The sequence below is a fragment of the Methylobacterium sp. JK268 genome (assembly GCF_054052225.1).
This window is the reverse complement of the sequence record NZ_JBSVZN010000024.1, coordinates 83,031-104,356: the sequence shown is the minus strand read 5'-3', so window position 1 is coordinate 104,356 and position 21,326 is coordinate 83,031. Positions and strand designations below refer to the sequence as shown.

General features: G+C 71.4%; 17 protein-coding genes. 7 read left to right on the top strand and 10 right to left on the bottom strand.

What is annotated here, in order from left to right; translation table 11 throughout:
* Nucleotides 1-4 precede the first annotated feature (4 nt).
* From ACW9J6_RS22925 to glpD, 7 genes are all read right to left on the bottom strand, one after another.
* A complete protein-coding gene (locus ACW9J6_RS22925) occupies nt 5-1,750 on the bottom strand; it encodes an ABC transporter substrate-binding protein (RefSeq protein ID WP_457118830.1) in 1,746 nt (581 codons plus the stop codon).
* 59 nt (nt 1,751-1,809) lie between these two features.
* Nucleotides 1,810-2,091, bottom strand: coding sequence for a DUF2160 domain-containing protein (locus tag ACW9J6_RS22920; protein WP_457118829.1), 282 nt, complete (start codon nt 2,089-2,091; stop codon nt 1,810-1,812).
* A 12-nt stretch (nt 2,092-2,103) separates the two neighbouring features.
* Nucleotides 2,104-2,904: a carbohydrate ABC transporter permease gene (locus tag ACW9J6_RS22915; protein WP_457118828.1), complete on the bottom strand. Its 801-nt coding sequence runs from the start codon at nt 2,902-2,904 to the stop codon at nt 2,104-2,106.
* Complete coding sequence (locus ACW9J6_RS22910; RefSeq protein WP_457118827.1) at nt 2,901-3,863, bottom strand: carbohydrate ABC transporter permease; 963 nt, start codon at nt 3,861-3,863, stop codon at nt 2,901-2,903. Before ACW9J6_RS22910 ends, ACW9J6_RS22915 begins: the two co-directional genes overlap by 4 nt.
* Before the next feature lie 280 nt (nt 3,864-4,143).
* The gene (locus tag ACW9J6_RS22905) at nt 4,144-5,226 is read right to left on the bottom strand and encodes an ABC transporter ATP-binding protein (protein ID WP_457118826.1); all 1,083 of its coding nucleotides are present in this window, start codon (nt 5,224-5,226) and stop codon (nt 4,144-4,146) included.
* A gap of 13 nt (nt 5,227-5,239) precedes the next feature.
* Nucleotides 5,240-6,328 carry an ABC transporter ATP-binding protein gene (locus tag ACW9J6_RS22900; RefSeq protein ID WP_457118825.1) on the bottom strand — a complete coding sequence of 363 codons (1,089 nt, stop codon included), beginning with the start codon at nt 6,326-6,328 and terminating at the stop codon, nt 5,240-5,242.
* 11 nt (nt 6,329-6,339) lie between these two features.
* Nucleotides 6,340-7,869: a glycerol-3-phosphate dehydrogenase gene (glpD, locus tag ACW9J6_RS22895; RefSeq protein ID WP_457118824.1), complete on the bottom strand. Its 1,530-nt coding sequence runs from the start codon at nt 7,867-7,869 to the stop codon at nt 6,340-6,342.
* A gap of 267 nt (nt 7,870-8,136) precedes the next feature.
* On the opposite strand from glpD, the gene ACW9J6_RS22890 reads away from it, so the two are divergent.
* From ACW9J6_RS22890 to ACW9J6_RS22865, 6 genes are all read left to right on the top strand, one after another.
* Complete coding sequence (locus ACW9J6_RS22890; protein WP_457118823.1) at nt 8,137-9,378, top strand: ABC transporter substrate-binding protein; 1,242 nt, start codon at nt 8,137-8,139, stop codon at nt 9,376-9,378.
* Nucleotides 9,379-9,679: 301 nt separating this feature from the next.
* On the top strand, nt 9,680-11,560 hold the full coding sequence (locus ACW9J6_RS22885; protein ID WP_457118822.1) for an ABC transporter permease: 1,881 nt from the start codon (nt 9,680-9,682) through the stop codon (nt 11,558-11,560).
* Nucleotides 11,557-12,339: an ABC transporter ATP-binding protein gene (locus ACW9J6_RS22880; protein WP_457118821.1), complete on the top strand. Its 783-nt coding sequence runs from the start codon at nt 11,557-11,559 to the stop codon at nt 12,337-12,339. The genes ACW9J6_RS22885 and ACW9J6_RS22880 overlap by 4 nt, the downstream gene beginning before the upstream one ends.
* Nucleotides 12,339-13,049: an ABC transporter ATP-binding protein gene (locus tag ACW9J6_RS22875; RefSeq protein ID WP_457118820.1), complete on the top strand. Its 711-nt coding sequence runs from the start codon at nt 12,339-12,341 to the stop codon at nt 13,047-13,049. The genes ACW9J6_RS22880 and ACW9J6_RS22875 overlap by 1 nt, the downstream gene beginning before the upstream one ends.
* A gap of 58 nt (nt 13,050-13,107) precedes the next feature.
* Complete coding sequence (locus ACW9J6_RS22870; RefSeq protein WP_457118819.1) at nt 13,108-14,559, top strand: sensor histidine kinase; 1,452 nt, start codon at nt 13,108-13,110, stop codon at nt 14,557-14,559.
* 4 nt (nt 14,560-14,563) lie between these two features.
* Nucleotides 14,564-15,886 carry a sigma-54-dependent transcriptional regulator gene (locus ACW9J6_RS22865; protein ID WP_457118818.1) on the top strand — a complete coding sequence of 441 codons (1,323 nt, stop codon included), beginning with the start codon at nt 14,564-14,566 and terminating at the stop codon, nt 15,884-15,886.
* 362 nt (nt 15,887-16,248) lie between these two features.
* On the opposite strand, the gene ACW9J6_RS22860 is transcribed toward ACW9J6_RS22865, so the two are convergent.
* The 3 genes from ACW9J6_RS22860 to ACW9J6_RS22850 are packed head-to-tail and all read right to left on the bottom strand — an operon-like array spanning nt 16,249 to nt 19,537.
* Nucleotides 16,249-17,334: an amino acid ABC transporter permease gene (locus tag ACW9J6_RS22860; RefSeq protein ID WP_457118817.1), complete on the bottom strand. Its 1,086-nt coding sequence runs from the start codon at nt 17,332-17,334 to the stop codon at nt 16,249-16,251.
* On the bottom strand, nt 17,331-18,533 hold the full coding sequence (locus ACW9J6_RS22855) for an amino acid ABC transporter permease (protein WP_457118816.1): 1,203 nt from the start codon (nt 18,531-18,533) through the stop codon (nt 17,331-17,333). Before ACW9J6_RS22855 ends, ACW9J6_RS22860 begins: the two co-directional genes overlap by 4 nt.
* Before the next feature lie 20 nt (nt 18,534-18,553).
* Nucleotides 18,554-19,537, bottom strand: coding sequence for an amino acid ABC transporter substrate-binding protein (locus ACW9J6_RS22850; protein WP_457118815.1), 984 nt, complete (start codon nt 19,535-19,537; stop codon nt 18,554-18,556).
* Between the two features lie 899 nt (nt 19,538-20,436).
* On the opposite strand from ACW9J6_RS22850, the gene ACW9J6_RS22845 reads away from it, so the two are divergent.
* Complete coding sequence (locus ACW9J6_RS22845) at nt 20,437-21,216, top strand: hypothetical protein (protein ID WP_457118814.1); 780 nt, start codon at nt 20,437-20,439, stop codon at nt 21,214-21,216.
* Nucleotides 21,217-21,326 lie beyond the last annotated feature (110 nt).

Here is a 21,326-nt window from a genome sequence, read left to right as displayed (position 1 = left end):
CCCGTCAGCTCCGGCGCGGCGGCGAGGCCGGCCAGCTCTTGATCAGGGTATCGTAATCCACCGTCTCGCCCTTCGGCTTCTCGTTGGCGAGCTTGCGCTGGGGCGCGATCGTCCCGTTCGTCTCGGCCTTCTTGTACCACTCCTCGGCCGAGGTCTTGGGGTTCAGCTTCGGGCCGCACTCGCCCTGCACCTTCGAGCGCTCCAGGCGGGACATCACGTCGTCCTGGGCGGCCGCCAGCGCGTCCATCGCCGCCTGCGGGGTCTTGGCGCCCGAGGAGGCGTCACCGATGTTCTGCCACCAGAGCTGGGCGAGCTTGGGATAGTCCGGCACGTTCACCCCGGTCGGCGTCCACTGCACCCGGGCCGGCGAGCGATAGAACTCGATCAGGCCGCCGAGCTTCGGCGCCCGCTCGGTGAAGGACTTGTCCCAGATGTCGCTCTCGCGCGTGAAGGTGAGACCGACGTGGCTCTTCTTCAGGCTGACGGTCTTGGAGTTGATGAACTGGAGGTAGAGCCAGGCGGCCTTGCGGCGCTCGACCGGAGTCGATTTCAGGAGGGTGACCGAGCCGGCATCCTGGTAGCCGAGCTTCATGCCCTCCTTCCAGTAGGCGCCGTGCGGCGAGGGGGCGACGCGCCACTTCGGCGTACCGTCCTGGTTCACCACCGGCAGACCGGGCTTGACCATGTCGGCCGTGAACGCGGTGTACCAGAAGATCTGCTGGGCGACGTTGCCCTGGGCCGGCACCGGGCCGGACTCGGAGAAGGTCATGCCGGCGGCCTGCGGCGGCGCGTACTTCTTCAGCCACTCGACGTACTTGGTCACCGCGTAGACGGAGGCCGGCGCGTTGGTGTCGCCGCCGCGCTCGATCGAGGATCCGACCGGCCGGCAGCCCTCCAGGCGGATGCCCCACTCGTCGACCGGCTTGCCGTTGGGGATGCCCTTGTCGCCGTTGCCGGCCATCGACAGCCACGCGTCGGTGAACCGCCAGCCCAGGCTCGGATCCTTCTTGCCGTAATCCATATGGCCGTAGACCCGCTGGCCGTCGACCTCCTTCACGTCGTTGGTGAAGAACTCGGCGATGTCCTCGTAGGCCGACCAGTTCACCGGCACGCCGAGCTCGTAGCCGTACTTGGCCTTGAACTTCTCCTTGAGGTCGGGCCGCTGGAACCAGTCGTAACGGAACCAGTACAGGTTGGCGAATTGCTGGTCGGGCAGCTGGAACAGCTTGCCGTCGATCCAGGTGCCGAACGACTTGCCGATGAAGTCGTCGACGTCGAGGGTCGGCAGGGTGATGTCCTTCGCCTCACCGCTCATCCAGTCGGTCAGGTTGACGGTCTGGTTGTAGCGGGGATGCGTGCCGATGAAGTCGGAATCGTTGATCCAGCCGTCGTAGATGTTCTTGCCGGACTGCATCTGCGTCTGGATCTTCTCGACGAGGTCACCCTCCTGGATGACGTCGTGGCGGATCTTGATGCCGGTGATCTCGGTGAAGGCCTTCGCGAGGGTCTTGGCCTCGTATTCGTGGGTGGTGAGCGTCTCGGAGACGATGTTGATCTCCTGGCCCGCATAGGGCTTGGCCGCGTCGACGAACCATTGCAGCTCCTTGAGCTGCTCCTCCTTGGAGAGCGTCGAGGGCTGGAACTCGTCGACCCAGCGCTTGGCCTCGTCCGGGCCGGCGAGGGCCGGGCCGGCGAAAGCGAGCACGAGGGTGCTGGCGGTCAGCAGCAGGGTGCGGCTGTGGCGTGTCATGGTCGTGGTCTCCTCCCCTTGCGATCTTGTGGTCGGTGGGTGGTGGTGGCGCAGGGCTCTCAGGCGAAGCGGAACAGGGCCGCGCCGTACAGGAGCGAGAGGCCGAGCGCCCATTCGAGGCTCGGACCGACGAGACCGAGCCAAGCGAGGTGAATGAAGGCGGCGCCGACGAGGGTCAGGAACAGGCGGTCCCCCCGCGTCGTCGGGATGCGCAAGGCTCCGACCCGCGGCGTCTCGGGCCGCAGGAGCGCCAGCAGCGTCAGCGTGAGGAGGAGGCCCGCGATCACCGCGAAGAAGGTCGCGGTCTGCCAGGTCCAGGCCATCCAGGCGAGATCGGGCATCACGGCCTCTCCTCACACCCGCCCGAGGGCGAAGCCCTTGGCGATGTAGTTGCGCACGAACCAGATCACGAGCGCCCCCGGCAGGATGGTGAGCACGCCCGCGGCGGAGAGGAGCCCCCAATCCATGCCCGCCGCCGAGACCGTGCGGGTCATGGTGGCGGCGATCGGCTTGGCGTCGACCGAGGTCAGGGTCCGCGCCAGCAGCAGTTCCACCCAGCTGAACATGAAGCAGAAGAACGCCGCCACCCCGATGCCGGAGGCGATCAGCGGCATGAAGATCCGAACGAAGAAGCGCGGGAAGGCGTAGCCGTCGATCGCCGCCGTCTCGTCGATCTCCCGCGGCACCCCGGACATGAAGCCCTCCAGGATCCAGACCGCGAGCGGAACATTGAACAGGCAATGGGCGAGCGCCACCGCCCAGGGCGTGTCGAACAGTCCGACCGCCGAGTAGAGGTTGAAGAACGGCAGCGCGAACACCGCCGGCGGCGCCATCCGGTTCGACAGCAGCCAGAAGAACAGGTGCTTGTCGCCGAGGAAGCTGTAGCGCGAGAAGGCGTAGGCGGCCGGGAGCGCCAGGCCGATCGACAGCACCGTGTTGATCGCCACGTAGGACAGCGAGTTCAGGTAGCCGCCGTACCAGCTCGGATCCGTGAAGATCTTGTGATAGTTCTCGAACGTGATCTCCCGCGGCCAGAGCGTCATGGCCCCAGTGATCTCGGTGTTGGTCTTCAGACTCATGTTGACGAGCCAGTAGATCGGCAACATGAGGAAGACGAGATAGAGCCCCATCACGAGGTTGCGCCCGCGCATCATGCCGCCCTCCGGTCGAGATCGATGCTGGTGGCGGGTGGGATCGCGGCCACCGCCGGATCGTCCTCGCTCGCCGCATCGGGCCGGGCCGTGCCCGCCTGGGTCATCACCGTGTAGAAGACCCAGCAGACGCTGAGGATGATCAGGTTGTAGACGAGCGACATCGCGGCGGCGCGGCCGAGGTCGAACTGCCCGAGCGCCAGCTTGACGAGGTCGATCGACAGGAAGGTGGTGGCGTTGCCGGGCCCGCCGCCGGTGAGCACGAAGGGCTCGGTGTAGATCATGAACGAGTCCATGAACCGCAGCAGCACGGCGATCAGCAGCACCCGGCGCATCTTCGGCAGCTGGATGGTGCGGAACACCGCGAAGCGCGAGGCGCCGTCGATGCGGGCCGCCTGGTAATAGGCGTCCGGGATCGACTTGAGGCCGGCGTAGCACAGGAGCGCCACGAGGCTCGTCCAGTGCCAGACGTCCATGGTGAGGATCGTCGCCCAGGCGGCGAGCGGGTCGCCGACGTAGTTGTAGGACAGGCCGAGCCGGTTGAGGGCGGCGCCCAGGAGCCCGATGTCGGTGCGGGCGAAGACCTGCCAGATCGTGCCGACCACGTTCCAGGGGATCAGCAGCGGCAGCGCCATGAGCACGAGGCAGAACGCGACCCCGCGGCCCTCGCGGGGCATGGCGAGCGCCACCGCGATGCCGAGCGGCACCTCGATCGCCAGCACCAGGGCGGAGAACAGCAGGTTGCGCCAGAGCGCGTCGAAGAAGCGCTCGCCGAACTGGGTCGAGGGGTCGAGCAGCTCCTGGAACCAGCCGAGGCCGTTCCAGAAGAACTGGTTGTTCCCGAACGTGTCCTGGACCGAGTAGTTGACCACGGTCATCAGCGGCAGCACCGCCGAGAAGGCCACCACGAGGAAGACCGGCAGGACGAGGAGCCACGCCTTCTGGTTGACGGTCTTGGTCATGGGCGGGGAGCTCCGCGGAGATGCACCGGCAGACGGATCGCAGCGCCGAAACCCTCCCCCCTCTGCGGGGGAGGGTGGCCTGCGGAGCAGGCGCAGCGGGACGCAGTCCCGCCGAGAGGGGCCGGCGCGACGCTGCTGGGTCTGGCTTTCTTCATGAAGCTCGCGACCTCTCCGGAAGCGTGGTTCCCCTCTCCCGCCCCGCTCCGCGGGTCACCCTCCCCCGCCGAGGGGGGAGGGTGGAGCGTGGTGGCTGTCAGGCCCCGCATCGAGAGCCTGATCATCACGCCGCCTCCCCGTCGACCAGCGCGCCGTCCGCGTAGACGTGCACGCGCCGCGGATCGAGGACGAGCGCCGCCTCGGCCCCGTCGAGGCTCTCGCTCTCCCGTATCGTCGCCACGAGCGGCCGGCCGGCCAGCTCCACCCGGGCGAGGCGCAGCCGGCCGATGTCGTCGATCCGCGTCACCCGCACCGGCAGGCCCGGGCCGCGGGCGGACACCTCGGCGAATTCCGGCCGCACGCCGAGCTCGATCCGCCCCGGCGGCAGCGCCGGGTAGGCCCGGGCCAGCGGGATCGCGTGGCCCTCCACCGTTGCCGTGCGGCCCTCCACCCGGGCCGGCAGCAGGTTCATGCCCGGCGAGCCGATGAAGTGGCCGACGAAGGTGTGGGCCGGGCGCTCGAACAGCTCCTCGGGCGTGCCCGCCTGCACCACCGCGCCGTCATGCATCACCACCACCGTGTCGGCGAAGGTCAGCGCCTCGGTCTGGTCGTGGGTGACGTAGATCATCGTCAGGTCGAGCGCGCGGTGCAGCTCCTTGAGGGTCGAGCGCAGCTGCCACTTCAGGTGCGGGTCGATGACCGTCAGGGGTTCGTCGAACAGGATGGCCGCCACGTCCGGCCGCACCAAGCCGCGCCCCAGCGAGATCTTCTGCTTCAGGTCCGGCGTCAGGTTCTGCGCCTTGCGGTCGAGGAGGCGCGTGAGGTCGAGGAGGCGGGCGATCTCCTCGACGCGGGTGCGGATCGCCGCCGCGGGCACGCGCCGGTTCTTCAACGGGAAAGCGAGGTTCTCCCGCACCGTCATGGTGTCGTAGACCACCGGGAACTGGAACACCTGGGCGATGTTGCGCGCCTCGGTCGGCAGGGTGGTGACGTCGCGGTCGTCGAACAGGATGCGCCCGCGGGTCGGCACCACCAGGCCCGAGATGATGTTGAGGAGCGTGGTCTTGCCGCAGCCCGAGGGGCCGAGCAGCGCGGTGGCGCCGCCCTGGCGCCAGACGTGGTCGATCTCCTTGAGCGCGTAATCCTGCGGCCCGGCCGGGTTCGGCCGGTAGGCGTGGGCGAGGTGGTCGAGGGTGATGCGGGCCATGGACGGCGCCTCCTCAGGCCGCTGCCTGCGCGGCCGGGGCGGCGGCGCGGCGCCCGGCCTCGTCGAACAGCAGGAGGTGGCGCGGGTCGAGGTGGAGACTCACCGGCGTTCCGGGCTCGATCCGGCGCACGCCGGGCATCTGCGCCACGAAGCGATGCCCGCCCGCCGTCGCGTGCACGAAGCTCTCCGAACCGGTGATCTCCGCCACCTCGACGGTGGCCGGCAGCGTGATCGCGTCGGGCCCGATCGGGTCGAGGCTGAGATGGTGGGCCCGGATGCCCAGCGTGTAGGTCCCGTCCGGGACCGTGGCGAGCACGCCCGCCGCCCGGCCCTGCCCGCCGGTCGCGAGCGCGACCCGCCCGCCCGCCTTGGTGGCGCCGAGCGTGTTCAGGGGCGGGTCGGAGAAGACCCGGGCGGTGGCGAGGTCGTCCGGGCGGCGGTAGACATCCGGCGTCGGGCCGAACTGCGTCACCCGGCCCTGGTGGAGCGTCGCCGTGCGGCCGCCGAGAAGCAGGGCCTCGGCCGGCTCGGTGGTGGCGTAGACGAAGATCGCGCCGGTCGCCGCGAAGATCCGGGGCAGTTCCTCGCGCAGTTCCTCGCGCAGCTTGTAGTCGAGGTTGGCGAGCGGCTCGTCCATCAGCACGAGGTCGGCGCGCTTGACCAGCGCCCGGGCGATGGCGGTGCGCTGCTGCTGGCCGCCCGAGAGGTCGAGGGGGCGCCGCTGCAGGTAGGGGTCGAGCCGCAGGACCCGCGCCGCCTCGCGCACCCGCGCGTCGATCTCGGGCTTGGGCAGGCGCGCCACGCGCAGGGGCGAGGCGATGTTCTCGTAAACGGTCAGCGACGGGTAGTTGATGAACTGCTGGTAGACCATCGCCACGTCGCGGCGCTGGACCGGCCAGCCGGTGACGTCCCGGCCCTCGGCCAGCACGCGGCCCTCGCTCGGGGCGTCGAGGCCGGCCATCAGGCGCATCAGCGAGGTCTTGCCCGCCAGCGTCCGGCCGAGCAGCACGTTGAGCGAGCCCTTCTCCAGGGTCAGGCTGACGTCGCGGATGTGGGTCTCCGCCCCGACCCGCTTGGTGACGCGCTCCAGCACGAGGCTCATGGCGCTCTCCCTCAGGCGGCCGAGGACGCGGGGGCGTCCTGGCGCATGAACGCGTCGAGGGCGGCGGCCTCGGCCTGCGACAGGCGCAGGCCGAGCTTGGTGCGCCGCCAGAGCACGTCCTCGGCCCGCGTCGCCCATTCGTGGCGCATCAGGTGGCGCACCTCGCGCTCGGTGAGGTCGGCCCCGAAGACCCGGCCGAGATCGGCGAGGCTCCGGGCCCCCGCCAGGATCGTGCGCGCGTCGGTCCCGTAGGCCCGCACCAGCCGGGCGGCATGGGCCTGGGCCAGGAAGGGGAATTCGTGCCGAATGGCCGCGACCAGGGAATCGTAGCCCGTCGCCGGGAAATCGCCGCCGGGGAGCCGCGCGTCGCGCGTCCAGGTGGGGGCGCGGGCGGCCGGCAGGTGGTCGCGCAGGCGCGCGAGGGCGGATTCGGCGAGGCGCCGGTAGGTGGTGATCTTGCCGCCGAAGACGGAGAGCAGGGGCGCCCGCCCCTCGCCCGCGTCGAGGATCAGCACGTAGTCCCGCGTCGCTTCCTGGGCCTTCGAGGCGCCGTCGTCGTAGAGCGGGCGCACGCCCGAATAGGTCCAGACCACGTCCTCGCGCCGCACCGGCTCGCGGAAATACTCGCTCGCCGCGGCGCACAGATAGGCGATCTCCTCCTCGCTCGCCGCCACGGCGGCGGGATCGGCCCGGTAGTCGCGGTCGGTGGTGCCGATCAGCGTGAAGTCCCGCTCGTAGGGAATCGCGAAGATGATCCGTCCGTCCGGATTCTGGAAGATGTAGGCGCGGTCGTGCCGGAAGATCCGCGGCACCACGATGTGGCTGCCCTGGACGAGGCGCACGCCCGCCGCCGCGTTCGCCCGCACCACGCCGGTGAGCACCTCCGCCACCCAGGGCCCGGCCGCGTTGACGAGGACCCGCGCCTCGACCGTCTCGCGCCGCCCGCCGGCTTCCACCGCGACCTGCCAACGATCGGAGAGCCGCGTGGCGGCAACGACCCGGGTGCGGGTGCGGATCGCGGCCCCGCGGGCGGCGGCGTCGCGGGCATTGAGGGCCACGAGGCGCGAATCCTCCACCCAGCAATCCGAATACTCGAAGGCCCGGCGGAACCCCTCCTTCAGGGGCGCGCCGGCCTCGTCGCGGGCGAGGTCGAGGCTGCGCGTGCCGGGCAGGAGCTTGCGGCCGCCGAGGGTGTCGTAGAGGAACAGGCCGAGCCGCAGCAGCCAGGCCGGGCGCAGGCCCTTCAGGTGCGGGAGCACGAAGCGCAGCGGCCAGACGATGTGGGGCGCGCTGGCCCAGAGCACTTCGCGCTCCATCAGGGCCTCGCGCACGAGGCGGAACTCGTGGTGCTCCAGGTAGCGCAGGCCGCCGTGGATCAGCTTGGTCGAGGCCGAGGAGGTGCCGCTGGCGAGGTCGTTCTGCTCGAACAGCACGACGGACGCACCCCGCCCCGCCGCGTCGCGGGCGATGCCGCAGCCGTTGATGCCGCCGCCGATGACGGCAAGGTCGTAGAGGCCGGGTTGCTCCCGCCGCAGACTCACAGGACGTCTCCCCGGTTCGGACTCTCGGGTCCGTTCGCTTATCGCGCCAAACGAACCTAGGCGAGCATGAAAACGAAGGCAAGCGGGGAAAAGCGAACAGCACGGGCTTTCGATTCCCTCGGCGGCGGCCTCGCCTCCGCCCGCCATCGCGGCCGGTCCGTCCCCACCGGTGCCCCAGCCCCATGCGTTCGTGTGCGGGCGAGGGGCTGACACGCGAGCGGACGCCCGATACTCGGGTCGACATCGTCGATGCCGGAGATTCGTGTCATGCGCTTGGCTCCCCTCTCCCGCCGCGCGGTGATCGGCGGGGTCGCGGCGACACCCTTCGGGGTCGCGGCGGCACCCTTCGGGCTGAAGGCCGCGAGGGCCGCCGACGGGCCGATCCGGATCGGCGAACTCAATTCCTACGGGCGCATGGCCGCCTTCGCGGGTCCCTATCGAAACGCGATGCAGCTCGCGCAGGACGCGATCAACGCCGCCGGCGGCATCAAGGCGCTGGGCGGACGGCCGATCGAGTTCGTGTTCCGGGACGACGGCGCGACACCGGGCGACGCGGTGCGCGTGGCCGAGGAACTCCTCACCCGCGAGAACGTCGCCTTCCTGTGCGGGACCTTCCTGTCGAACGTGGGCCTCGCGGTGGCGGATCTCGCCAACCAGCGCAAGGTGATGTTCCTGGCCACCGAGCCGCTCACCGACGCGCTGACGCTGGGTTCGGGCAACCGCTACACCTTCCGGGTCCGGCCCAGCACCTCGATGCAGACCCGGATGCTGGTCGAGGCCGTGAAGGCCCGCGGCATCCGGCGCTGGGCGATCGTGGCGCCGAACTACGAGTACGGCCAGGCGGCGGCGGCGAGCTTCAAGCGCCTGATGGGCGCCGCGGTGCCGGGCTTCGAGGTGGTGGCCGAGCAATACCCGGCGCTCGGCAGGATCGACGCCGGATCGACCGTGGGGGCGCTGGCCCAGGCCAGGGCCGAGGGGCTGTTCAACGTGCTGTTCGCGGCCGACCTCACGGCCTTCGTGCGCGAGGGCAACACCCGCGGGCTCTTCGAGGGCCGCACGGTCGCGAGCCTGCTCACCGGCGAGCCCGAATACCTGATCCCGCTGGGCGACGAGACGCCCGAGGGCTGGATCACCACCGGCTATCCCTGGGAGACGATCGCGACGCCCGGCCACAGGGACTTCGTGGCCGCCTACCGGGCGCGGTTCAACGACACGCCGCGGCAGGGTTCGCTCCTCGGCACCGTCGTGGTCCAGGTGATCCGCGACCTCCTGGAGGCGGCGAGGTCCGTCGAGACCGAGGCGATGGTCGCCGCCCTGGAAGGGCTGACCGCGCAGACGGTCGTGGGCCCGGTCACCATGCGCGCCCTCGACCATCAGTCGACGCTCGGCACCTGGATCGGCGAGACGGCCCTCGACGGGCGCCGGGGCACGATGCGCAACGTGCGCTACGCGGACGGCGCCGACTACATGGTGCCCGAGGCGGAGGTGAGGGCGGCCCGGAAGGCGTGACGCCGCGCGCGACACCGGTCCAATTTGGCGTCCGTGCTGTTCTCACGGATGCCCCGCATGAGGCGCGGGATCCCCTCTCCCGAGTGGGAGAGGGGTAGGGGTGAGGGACGGACGCTTCAGCAAGATGTCTGAACCGTCGCGCTGCGAGCGGCCCGGTTGCGTCTTATTGCTGAGACCGAGCCACCCTCACCCCTAACCCCTCTCCCACCCGGGAGAGGGGGAAGCGCCAGGCATCCTAGGGGATGGAGCAGCGGAACCGCCCCCGGAAACCGGGTGACCACGGAGACATCGGCGAGAGCGCATGGACCCCTCCTTCCTCGTCCTGCAAGCCCTGTCCGGCCTCGCCGGCGCCGCGTCGCTGTTCGTGGTCGCCTCCGGCCTGACCCTCGTCTTCGGCGTCACCCGCATCGTGAACTTCGCGCATGGCTCCTTCACCATGCTCGGGGCCTACATCGCGGTCTCCCTGGTCCCGCGCCTCCTCGACCTCAGCGCGTCACCGGCCGCCTTCTTCCTCGGCGTCGTCCTCTCGGCCCTGCTCGTCGGGCTGATCGGCGTCGCCGTCGAGATGCTGCTGCTGCGCCGGCTCTACCGGCTGCCGGACCTCTTCCAGCTGCTGGCCACCTTCGGAGTGGTGCTGATCGTCGAGGATCTCGTGCTGGCGATCTGGGGGCCGCTCGACCTCGCGGGGCCGCGCGCGCCGTCCCTGCGCCACGGCGTCGCCATCCTCGGCCAGCGCTTCCCCGCCTACGACCTCGTGCTGATCGGCATCGGGCCGCTGGTGCTGGCGGGGCTCTGGCTGCTCATGCACCGCACCCGCTTCGGCATCCTGATCCGGGCCGCCACCCAGGACCGCGACATGGTCGGCGCGCTCGGGGTGAACCAGGCGCGGCTCTTCACCCTCACGCTGTTCCTCGGGGCGGCGCTCGCCGGCCTCGGCGGCGCGCTCCAGATCCCGCGCGTGCCGGCGAATGCCCACATGGATCTCGGCGTCATCACGGACGCCTTCGTGGTCACGGTGATCGGCGGCATGGGCTCGGTGCCGGGCGCCTTCCTCGCCGCCCTGCTGATCGGCGAGCTCCAGGCCTTCGGCATCCTGATCCTGCCGAGGGCGACGCTGGTCCTGGTCTTCGCCCTGATGGCGGTGGTGCTGGTGGTCAAGCCCTGGGGCCTGCTCGGGCGCCCGGAGAGCGCCGCCGCGGGCCGCCCGCCCGAGGGCATCCTGTCCCTGCGCCGCCTGCGCCCCGCCGAGGCGGCGCTCACCGCCCTCGCCGTCGCGGCCCTGCTGGCTCTTCCCCTCGTGGCCGACGCCTCCGCGGTCAGGGTCGCGACGGAGATCCTGATCTTCGCCCTCGCCGCCTTCTCGCTGCAGGTCCTGGTCGGAGTGGGCGGCCTCGTCTCCTTCGGGCACGCCGCCTATTTCGGCCTCGGCGCCTACGCGGCGGGCCTCCTCGTCACCGGGCCGCTCAAGGCGCCGATGGAACTCGCGCTCCTCGCCGCACCCCTCGCGGCGGCGGCCGGGGCCGCCCTGTTCGGCCTCTTCGTCGTGCGGCTGTCGGGCATCTACCTCGCCATGCTGACGCTCGCCTTCGCGCAGATCCTCTACGCGGTCGGCGTCCAGTGGGGGGAGGTGACGGGGGGCGACAACGGCCTCGTCGGCGTCTGGCCCGCGCCCTGGGCGGCCGGGCGCATCGGCGGCTTCTACCTCGTGGCGGCGGTGACCCTCGCGGCGATCCTGGTGCTGCGCCGGATCGTCTTCGCGCCCTTCGGCTACACCTTGCGCGCCGCCCGCGATTCCGCCACCCGCGCGGAGGCGATCGGCCTCGACGTGCGCACGCACCGCTGGCTCGCCTTCACGCTGGCGGGCGCCGCGGCGGGGCTGGCGGGCGGCCTCTACGCCTTCCAGAAGGGCTCGATCGACCCGACGCTCGCCGCCATCCCGACCTCGATCGATCTCCTGGTCATGGTCCTGATCGGCGGCATCCGCACCCTGATGGGCCCCCTCCTGGGCGCCGCCTTCCTGCACGTCCTCAAGGACGCGGTGATGCCGCTCACCACCTCTTGGCGGCTGCTGCTCGGGCTCGCGATCATCGCGACGGTGCTGCTGTTCCCGCGCGGGCTGGCGGGCGCCGCCGACCTCCTGTCGCCCCGCTCCCGCCGGTCGCAAGCGGAGGCACGGGCGTGACGCTCCTCGTCGTCGACCGCCTGACCAAGCGCTTCGGCGGCGTCGCCGCCGCGCAGGACGTGTCCTTCGCGCTCGCGGCCGGCGAGATGCTGGCGATGATCGGTCCCAACGGGGCGGGCAAGTCCACCACCTTCAACATGGTGGGCGGGCAGCTGAAGCCCGATTCCGGCCGCGTGACCCTGGCGGGGCGGCCGATCACCGGCCTGCCCGCCCGCGCCGCCTGGCGCGCCGGGATCGGGCGCACCTTCCAGGTCGCCCAGACCTTCGTGTCGATGAGCGTTGCCGAGAATGTCCAGATGGCGCTCGTGTCCCATCGCGGCCGCAGCCGCGCGCTCTTCGCCGACGCGCGCCGCCTCTACCGGGACGAAGCGCTGGGCCTCCTCGCCGAGGTCGGGCTCGCCGCGGAGGCGGACCGGCCGGTGGCCGAACTCGCCTACGGCGACGTGAAGCGGGTGGAGCTCGCGGTGGCGCTCGCCTCCCGCCCGAAGCTGCTGCTGATGGACGAGCCCACCGCCGGCATGGCGCCCGCCGAGCGCGGCGGGCTGATGGCGCTCACCGCCCGGGTTGCCCGCAGCCAGGGGATCGGGATCCTGTACACCGAGCACGACATGGAGGCGGTGTTCGGCCACGCCGACCGGGTGCTGGTGCTGGTGCGCGGGACGATCATCGCCGAGGGCGCGCCCGACGCGGTGCGGGCCGACCCGCGGGTGCGGCAGGCCTATCTCGGCGAGGCCGGCGTGGCCGCGGCCCTGCGCGCCCGCCGCCGGGCGACCGCCTGATGGAGCCGCTCCTCGACGTCGTGGGGCTGCGGGCCGCCTACGGCCGGGCGGAGGTGCTGTTCGGCGTGACCCTCAGCCTGCGCGCCGGGGAGGTGGCGGCCCTGATGGGCCGGAACGGCGCGGGCAAGTCGACCACGCTCCAGGCCATCATGGGGCTGCTGGCGCCGACCGACGGCCGGGTCGTCGTTGCGGGTCGGACGGTGACCGGCTGGGCGCCCTTCCGGATCGCCCGGCTCGGCCTCGGCTACGTGCCGGAGGAGCGGCGCATCTTCACCGACCTCACGGTGGCGGAGAACCTGGAGGTCGGGCGCAAGGCGCCCCTCGACGGGCGGCCCGCCTGGGAGCCGGACCGGCTCTTTTCGATCTTCCCCAACCTCGCCGAGATGCGCGGCCGGCGGGCCTCGGCCATGTCGGGGGGCGAGCAGCAGATGCTCACCATCGCCCGGACGCTGATGGGCAACCCGCGCGCGATGCTCCTCGACGAGCCCTCCGAGGGGCTGGCCCCCGTCATCGTCGAGCAGATGGCCGAGGCGGTGCTGCGCATGAAGCGGGAGGGTCTGGCGGTGCTGCTCTGCGAGCAGAATCTCGGCTTCGCCGCGGCGGTCTGCGACCGCGCCTACGTGATCGAGAAGGGCGCGGTCCGCTTCGAGGGTCCGATGGCGGCCCTGGAGGCCGACGGGGCGGTGCGGGAGGCCTATCTGTCGGTGTGAGACGGGGCCGACGCGCGCCCGGCTTGACGTCACGGCCCGCAGCGCCCTCCTTCCCCGCATGCCCTTCGCCTCCCTCCGCAGCCGCCTCCTCGCGCTCTGGCTCCTGCTCCTCGCCTCCGCGGCGGCCACCGCCTACCTGCTGGCGGAATTCTACGACCAGTCCGCCGCCGTGCAGGTCGGGCGGGCCGAGATCGACACCGCGCGGGCCTGCCGCGAGATCGCGGACCGCTACGCCTTCTTCGTCGCGGGCTGGACCGGCACCGTGCGGGAGGTCGACGACCGCCTGCGCGCGGACCTCTCGGGCGTCGCCGCCGCCGCCCTGGCCCACGCGCCCGGGATCGAGGGCGGGCTCTGGACCACCGACGGCGGCGCGGCCGCCTACGCCTACCCGACCTACGAGGGCACGGGCCCGAAGACCGACCTGCCGGAGGCCGAGCGCGACACCATCCGGCGCGTGAACGCGGACGCGCTCGCCGCCGACCGGCCGATCGCCCTGCGCCGCGTCGCCCGCACCCAGACCCTCGTGCTCCAGGCCTGCCCCCTGCGCGGCCCCCTGGTCGGCGCCACCGCCTGGGCGATGACCCGGGTGCGCACCGACCAGGGGCCGGCCTACGCGCAGCTCCTCGCCGGGTTCGGGTTCCTGGCGGCGACGGTGCTGGGCTCGGCGCTCCTCCTCGGCGGGCTGATCCTCGCCCTGTCGCGGCGCATCGGCCGGCTGGAGGCCCAGCTCGCCGGGCAGGGGGATGGCGCCGACCTGGCGCTCCTGCAGCCGACCGGCCTGCGCGAGCTCGACCGGCTGGTCGAGGCGCTGAACGCGAGCGCGGGGCGGCTCGCCGCCGCCCGCGCCCGGGCGGGCGAGGCCGAGCGGCTGGCCGCAGTGGGCCGGCTGGCGGCCGGCGTCGCCCACGAGATCCGCAACCCGCTGGCGGCGATCCGGCTCAAGGCCGAGAACGCGCTGGCGAGCCCGGATCCGGCCCGCCCCCGCGCGGCCCTCGCGCTGGTGCTGGAGCAGGTCGCCCGCATGGACGGGCTGCTGCGCGACCTCCTCGGCCTCACCCAGGCGCGCCCCCTCGACCGGGCGCCGACCGATCTCGCGGATCTCCTGCGGGACTGCGCGCGCCTGCACGAGGAGCAGGCCGCCTCCCGCGGCCTCGCCATCGCGGTCGAGGCCCCGGAGGCGGCCCGGCCCTCCCTCGACGCGGCCCGGCTGCGCCGCGCGGTCGAGAACCTCCTCCTCAACGCCATCCAGCACAGCCCGGAGGGCGGCACGATCCGCCTCTCGGGCGCGGTGGCCGGGGGGCGGGTCGTCGTGCGGGTCGCGGATTCCGGGCCGGGCGTCCCCGCGGCGATGCGCGAGCGCCTGTTCGAGCCCTTCGCGACGGGCCGCCCGGACGGGACTGGGCTGGGCCTCGCCATCGTGCGCGAGACCGCCGGCGCCCATGGCGGCGCGGCGCGGCTGGTCCCCGGGGAATCCGGTGCCACCTTCGAGATCGATATCCCCGGACCCTGACGCCATGGCCACGATCCTGATCGTCGACGACGAGGCGGCGCTGCGCGAGGGTCTCGCCGAGACCCTGGGCGATCTCGGCCATGCCCCCCTCCTCGCCGCCACCGGCCGGGAGGCCCTGGCGCGGCTCGCGGCGGCGCCGGACATCGCGGCCGTGCTCCTCGACCTGCGCATGCCGGGCGACCTCGACGGGATGGCGCTGCTGCGGCGCATCCGCGAGCGGCCGGGGGCGCCGGCGGTGGCGATCCTCACCGCCTATGCGAGCCCGGAGAACACCATCGAGGCGATGCGGCTCGGCGCCCATGACCACCTGACCAAACCGGTCGGGCGCGAGGACCTGCGGGCGCTCCTCGACCGGATGCTGCCGCGGGAGGCACCGGTCTCCGGCGCGCCGCCCGGCCCGGCCTCCGGCCTCGTCGGGTCGAGCGAGGGGATGCGCCGGGTGCAGAAGGCGGTGGGGCTCGCGGCCGACAGCGACGCCACCGTGCTGCTCCAGGGCGAGACCGGCACCGGCAAGGAGGTGGTGGCCCGCGCCCTGCACGATTTCGGCCGCCACCGGGCCGGGCCCTTCGTGCCGGTGAACTGCGCGGCGATTCCCCCCGACCTCCTGGAGAGCGAGCTGTTCGGCCACGTGAAGGGCGCCTTCACGGGGGCGGGGAGCGACCGGCGCGGCGCCTTCCGGGAGGCGGAGGGCGGCACGCTGTTCCTCGACGAGATCGGCGACATGCCCGCGCCCATGCAGGCCAAGATCCTGCGGGTGCTGCAGGACAAGACGGTGACGCCGGTGGGCGGGCGGCCGGCCCCCGTGGCGGTGCGGATCGTGGCGGCGACCCACCGCGACCTGCCCGCCCTGGTGGCGGAGGGCCGCTTCCGGCAGGATCTCTACTACCGGCTCGCAGTGGTGCCGATCGCGCTGCCGCCCCTGCGCGAGCGCCTCGCCGACATCCTGCCCCTCGCCGAGCACTTCCTGGCGCTCGCCGCCCGCGACGGCCGGCCGGCGAAGCGCCTGACCGCCGCCGCGGCCTCCCGCCTGCTGGCCCATCCCTGGCCGGGCAACGTGCGGGAATTGCGCAACCTGATCGAGCGGGCCGCCGTGCTGGGACGCGGCGAGGTCCTCGACAGCGCCGACCTCGCGCTCGGGGAGGCGGAGGCGGGCCCGCCGGACTGGCTGGAGGGCGATCTCCCCGGCGCGGTGGCGCGGCTCGAGACCGCGATGATCCGCCGGGCGCTCGCCGAGACCGGCGGCAACCGCGCCCAGGCCGCCAAGCGGCTCGGGATCCAGCGGCAATTGCTCTACGCCAAGATGGAGCGGTACGGATTGGGTGATTAAATGTAACGCTCTCGCAAGGCATTGTCGTTTCTGCGAGATTTGACGCACCCGGTTTCGGAGGTCATGGATCGGGGAACCCCTCTCCCGAGTGGGAGAGGGGCAGGGGTGAGGGACGGACGCTTCAGCAAGAAGGCGGAACCGTGCCGCTGGCAGCTCGACGGTTCAGAGTCATCCTGAACCCGAGCCACCCTCACCCCTACCCCTCTCCCACACGGGAGAGGGGATCCCGCGCCAGTCTTGAAGTGCCGGCACAGAAGTATTGAATGTCTTCGCCGCAAATCAGAACGCTCGTTCATTCGCAAGGGACGGCGAAGCCGGTGACGAACTGATACGGGATCCGCTCGATCGAAGCCGATCCCGTCTCACCCGGGCCCGGATCGGCGGCCCGCATCGAGGCGCCGCTCGAGCCACAGGCTGTAGCGCGAGGCGCAGAAGCAGGCGACGAAGTAGACGAAGGCGGCAAACACGTAAGCCTCGGTGTAGAAGCCGAGCCAGTTCGGGTCGTTCGCCGCGGCGCGGGCAGCGTTCAGGACATCGAACATGCCGATGACGATAACGAGCGTCGTGTCCTGGAAGACGCTGATCCCGAGATTGACGAGGGAGGGCAGCACGGCGCGCAGAGCCTGCGGCACGACGACGAGGTGCATCATCCGCGCGTAGGAGAGCCCGAGGGAGCGTGCAGCCTCGTACTGCCCGCTCGGCACGGCCTGAAGGCCGCCGCGCAGCACCTCGGCGAGGTAGGCGGCGACGAACAGCGTCAGGCCGGCCTCCGCGCGCAGGAACTTGTCGACGGTGGAGCCCGCCGGGAGCATGAGCGGGAACAGCAGCGTCGCCGCGTAGAGCACGGCGATGAAGGGCACGCCGCGCACGACCTCGATGTAGGCGACGCACAGGAGCCTCACGCCGCCGAGACGCGAGCGGCGGCCGAGCGCCAGCACCACCGCGAGCGGGAAGGCACCGGCGAAGGCGCCGACGGACAGGAGCACCGTCACCGGCAGCCCACCCCAGCGCTCGGTGGGCACCCACTCGGCGCCCGGCCAGCCGAGCAGGAGCATCAGGACGGACGGGATGGCGACGCCCCAGGCCAGGAGCAGCGGACGGCCCCAACTGCGCGGCCATGCCGTGACGGCGACGAGCGCGACCATCAGGGCCAGGGCCAGCCCGGCCCGCCATTGCAGGTGCGGAGGGTAGAAGCCGAAGGCGATGAACCGGAGCTTCTCTCCGATGAACGCCCAGCAGGCGCCGCGGGCGGCCGCACACGCCGCCGCGTCGCCGCTCCAGACCGCATCGAGCACCGCCCAGCGGGTCAGCGGCGGCACCACCAGCAGGGCGAGGCCCGCGACCGCGAGGGTGATGGCGGCGTTCAGGCGCGAGCCCATCAGCCCCGTCCACAGGCGCCGCCGGCGTGACCCCGCCGGTGCGATCATCCCGATCAGGCCCGGCCTCACGACCCGCTCCGCTCCCGCAGCACCCAGCGCCGGTTGTAGGCGTTCATCAGGGTCGAGACCGCGAGGCTCAAGGACAGGTAAACGACGCTCATCAGGAGGATGGCCTCCAGCGCCTGGCCGGTGGTGTTGGCGGTGGTGTTCAGGATGTTGACGAGATCCGGGAAGCCGATCGCCACGGCGAGGCTCGAATTCTTGGTCAGGCTCAGGTAGCTCGACGTCATCACCGGGATGATGACGCGCAGCGCCTGGGGCAGCACGATGAGCCGCATGATCCGTGCCCAGGACAGGCCGAGCGAGCGCCCGGCCTCCCATTGCCCGGCAGGCACCGACAGGATGCCGCCGCGAACGGTCTCGGCGATGCTGGCGGATGCATTGACCGCGAGGGCCGCGAGCAGGGCCATGAATTCCGGCGACAGCAACAGGCCGCCCCGGATGTTGAAGCCGGCGAGGCGGGGAACGTCCAGGACGGGGACATGGCCGGTCACCGCCGCGGCGAGCAGTGGTGCGGCCGCCGCAGCGACGAACAAGGCCGCTCCTGCCGCGGCAGGGGTGCGGGCGCCCCGCCGGCTCCGATAGCGGAGGGCGAGCGCGGCCGCCGCGGCCAGCAGGACGGCTCCGCCGACCGTCGCGAGGGTGGCGGGCTCGCCGGTCGGCGCGGGCAGGAAGATGCCCCGGTTCGTGAGCAGGACGCCCGGGAGCGGCGCGAGCGCCTGGCGCGGCCCCGGCAGCGTGTGGAGCAGGGCATTCCAGAAGAAGATCTGCAGGAGCAGGGGCGTGTTGCGGACGATCTCGACATAGGCCTGGATCAGCCCCGAGAGCAGCGGGTTGGAGGACAAGCGTCCGACCCCCAACGCCACGCCGAGAACGGTGGCGAGGACGCAGCCGGCGGACGCGACCCGAATGGTGTTGAGCAGCCCGACCGTGATGGCGCGCAGGTAGCTGTCCCCCGCCGAATAGGCGATCACGCCCTCGCCGATCTCGAAATTGGCGGCGTGGTTGAGGAACGCGAAGCCGGGGGTGAGCCCGACCATGTGCATGTTGCGGACGAGGTTGGTGCCGAGCAGCGCGAAGACGAGACCGACCCCGAGGAAAAGGCCGAGCTGAAGCAGGGGTTTCTCGCCCCACCACGCGGTGAGGACGCGGACGAAGCCGGACCCTGTCGGGCCCGGCAGACACGACGGCAGAAGCGTCGGAGCCATCGTCGGGAGGCGGATGCGGCTCACCGGAAGGGTGGCGAGTAGAGCAGGCCGCCCTGGGTCCAAGGCTGATTGGCGCCCCGCTCGAAGCCGAACTTGCTCTTCTTGCCGATGTTGCGCTCGAAGATCTCGCCGTAGTTCCCGACGGTCTTGATGATCGTGTAGGCGAACTTCGGATCGAGATCGAGCGCCTCGCCGAACGAGCGGTCGACGCCGAGGAAGCGCTTGATGCCGGGGTCGTCGCTCTTCAGGAACTCATCGACGTTGGCTTGGGTGATCCCGAGTTCTTCGGCCTGGATGGTGGCGTAGACCGTCCAGTTGACGATTTCGAGCCAGCGGTCGTCGCCGGAGCGGATCGCGGGGGCCAGCGGCTCCTTGGACAGCCGCTCGGGCAGCAGCACGTAGTCGTCGGGCTTGCCGAGCCGGAGTCGGCTCTGGCCGAGGTCGGAGGCATCCTGCGTGAGCGCGTCGACCCGGCCCGATTCCAGCGCGTTCAAGAACTCCTTCGTCTCCTCGATCACCACCGGCTTGAATGTCTTCTTCTGCTTGCGGAAGAAGTCGGCGATGTTGAGTTCGCCGGTCGTGCCGCTCTGGATGCCGATGGTGGCGCCGTCGAGGTCGGCGGCCTTGGTGACGCCGAGGGACTTCTTCACCAGCAGGCCCTGGCCGTCGTAGAAGACGACCGGCCCGAAGTGGAAGCCGAGCTTGAAGGCGCGCGTCGCGGTCTGCGTCACGCCCGAGAGCAGGATGTCGAACTCGCCCGCCTGGAGAGCCGGCAGGCGCTGCTGCGGCGAGGACGAGGTGAAGCTCACCTTGTCCGGATCGCCGAACACCGTCACGGCGAGCGCCCGGCCGAAATCGACGAAGAAGCCTTGCCAGCGCCCGTTGCTGTCCGGCGCGAAGAAACCCGCAGAGGTGCCGACGCCGACCTTGATCACTCCGCGCTGCTTGATCGCATCAAGGGTCGGACCCGCCGAGGCCGGCGCGGCGGCCAGGAGGCCGGCCATGAGAGCAAAGCGGGCGAACTCTCGGGCAAGAGCAGCCAATGACGTTAACATTGTTCGGATCCCTGCTGACACAGCCGCCTATCCACGGTGCGGACCGAACCGGGACGCGCGCTCAACCCGAGCGAGATTGCCGCGTTGAATTCTATGCGTCAAACGAATGATCTTTTTAAAGAACGAATACGAGGAGGATGATTCTCTCCAGAGAGACCGGTTTGCAGCGATTTTCTCTCACTGTTCCGGTTTTTATCATTAGTTTCCTCTAAGGCATGTAGGGCCGTGAGTCGACGTGGCTCGCGAGAGCGATCGTACGCTGGCGACTGCCGGACGCCGCGCATCAACCCTCCCCCGCGGGGGCTTGTGGATTCACACAACGCAAAAAAACATACATTGCAGATACTTATGCTGGCATACGACGGTTCCCGGGCGTGGCGCGGGGAACCCCTCTCCCGTGCGGGAGAGGGGCAGGGGTGAGGGTCCCGGACCCTTCAGGATTACGCGTCGAGCGTCGTGCTGGCAGCGGGACGGTTCAGCGAGCTTGCTGAACCACCTGGACCCTCACCCCTACCCCTCTCCCGCACGGGAGAGGGGATCCCGCGGGTCTCCTTGGTTCCGTTCAAACGACTGGGAGACACGATCTTTTTCACGCCGATAGGCGAAGTGTGGACACGCTAGCCCGCGAAAGAGGGGAGAAGCGAATCGCGTTGTCCCCGGACAGCCGTGCCGCAGCGGGCGGGGGGTCGGGCGTGTCCGGATGTGCGACGGCCAGTGTCGTGAATCCCGACGCGGCGCGATTGCCAAAATCTGTTAAGTCATTGTGAAAGCACGATAATAAGGTTGGCACGGCGGTTGCCATCCTGTCTTCGTCGGCCCCCTCGGGGCCGCCGTGATGGAGTGATGTCATGACGAACGACAGACCGCGGACCGCGCGACGGCTCGCCGCCGCGGCCCTCGTCGCCGGCCTCGTCGCCGCGGGTGGCGCCGGAGTCTATGCCCAGACGGGCGGGTTCGTGTGGGACCCGTCAAGCCTGCCCGAGACCAAGGGGACGATCCGGCAATACACGCTGACGCCGCGGGGCGACGTGGACGGGCTGATCCTGCAGGACGGCACCGAGGTGAAGCTGCCGCCCCACCTCACCGGACAGGTGGTCTACGCCATCCGGCCCGGCGACGCGGTGACGATCCGCGGCATGAAGGCCCGGGCGCTGCCCCTCGTCGACGCCGCCTCGATCCGCAACGACGCGAGCGGCGTCACCATCGTGGATGCGGGCCCGCCCGGCCGCGGCGGCGATGAGACGACCCTCACCGCCAAGGTGACCATGCCCCTGCACGGCAAGCGCGGCGAGGTCAACGGCGCCCTCCTCGACACCGGCGCCTCCCTGCGCCTGCCCCCGCACGAGGCGGTGCGCTGGAACGCCTTCCTGCAGCCGGGCCAGAGCGTGAGCCTGCGCGGGGCGGTCTCGACCACGGCCCTCGGAACGGTGATCGACGTGCGGGCGATCGGCCCCGCCCCGGACCGCCTGACCGAGATCGACGCGCCGCCCCCGGGCCGCCGCGGGAAGGAGGGCCGGCAGGCCTTCGCGCCGCCGCCGCCTCCTCCGCCCGGCGGGCCGGCTGACGCGCTCCCGCCCCCGCCTCCGCCCGGCGGGCCGGCCAACGCGCCCCCGCCCCCGCCCCGCTGACCCTGGGGGCGCATACTGCCCTAGAGGATCGGTCAAAACGCGCCGCGATGATTGGCCGAAGGTGGGACGAACTTCACCGGGAACTAATCCATCGTCCCCTCGATTATCGC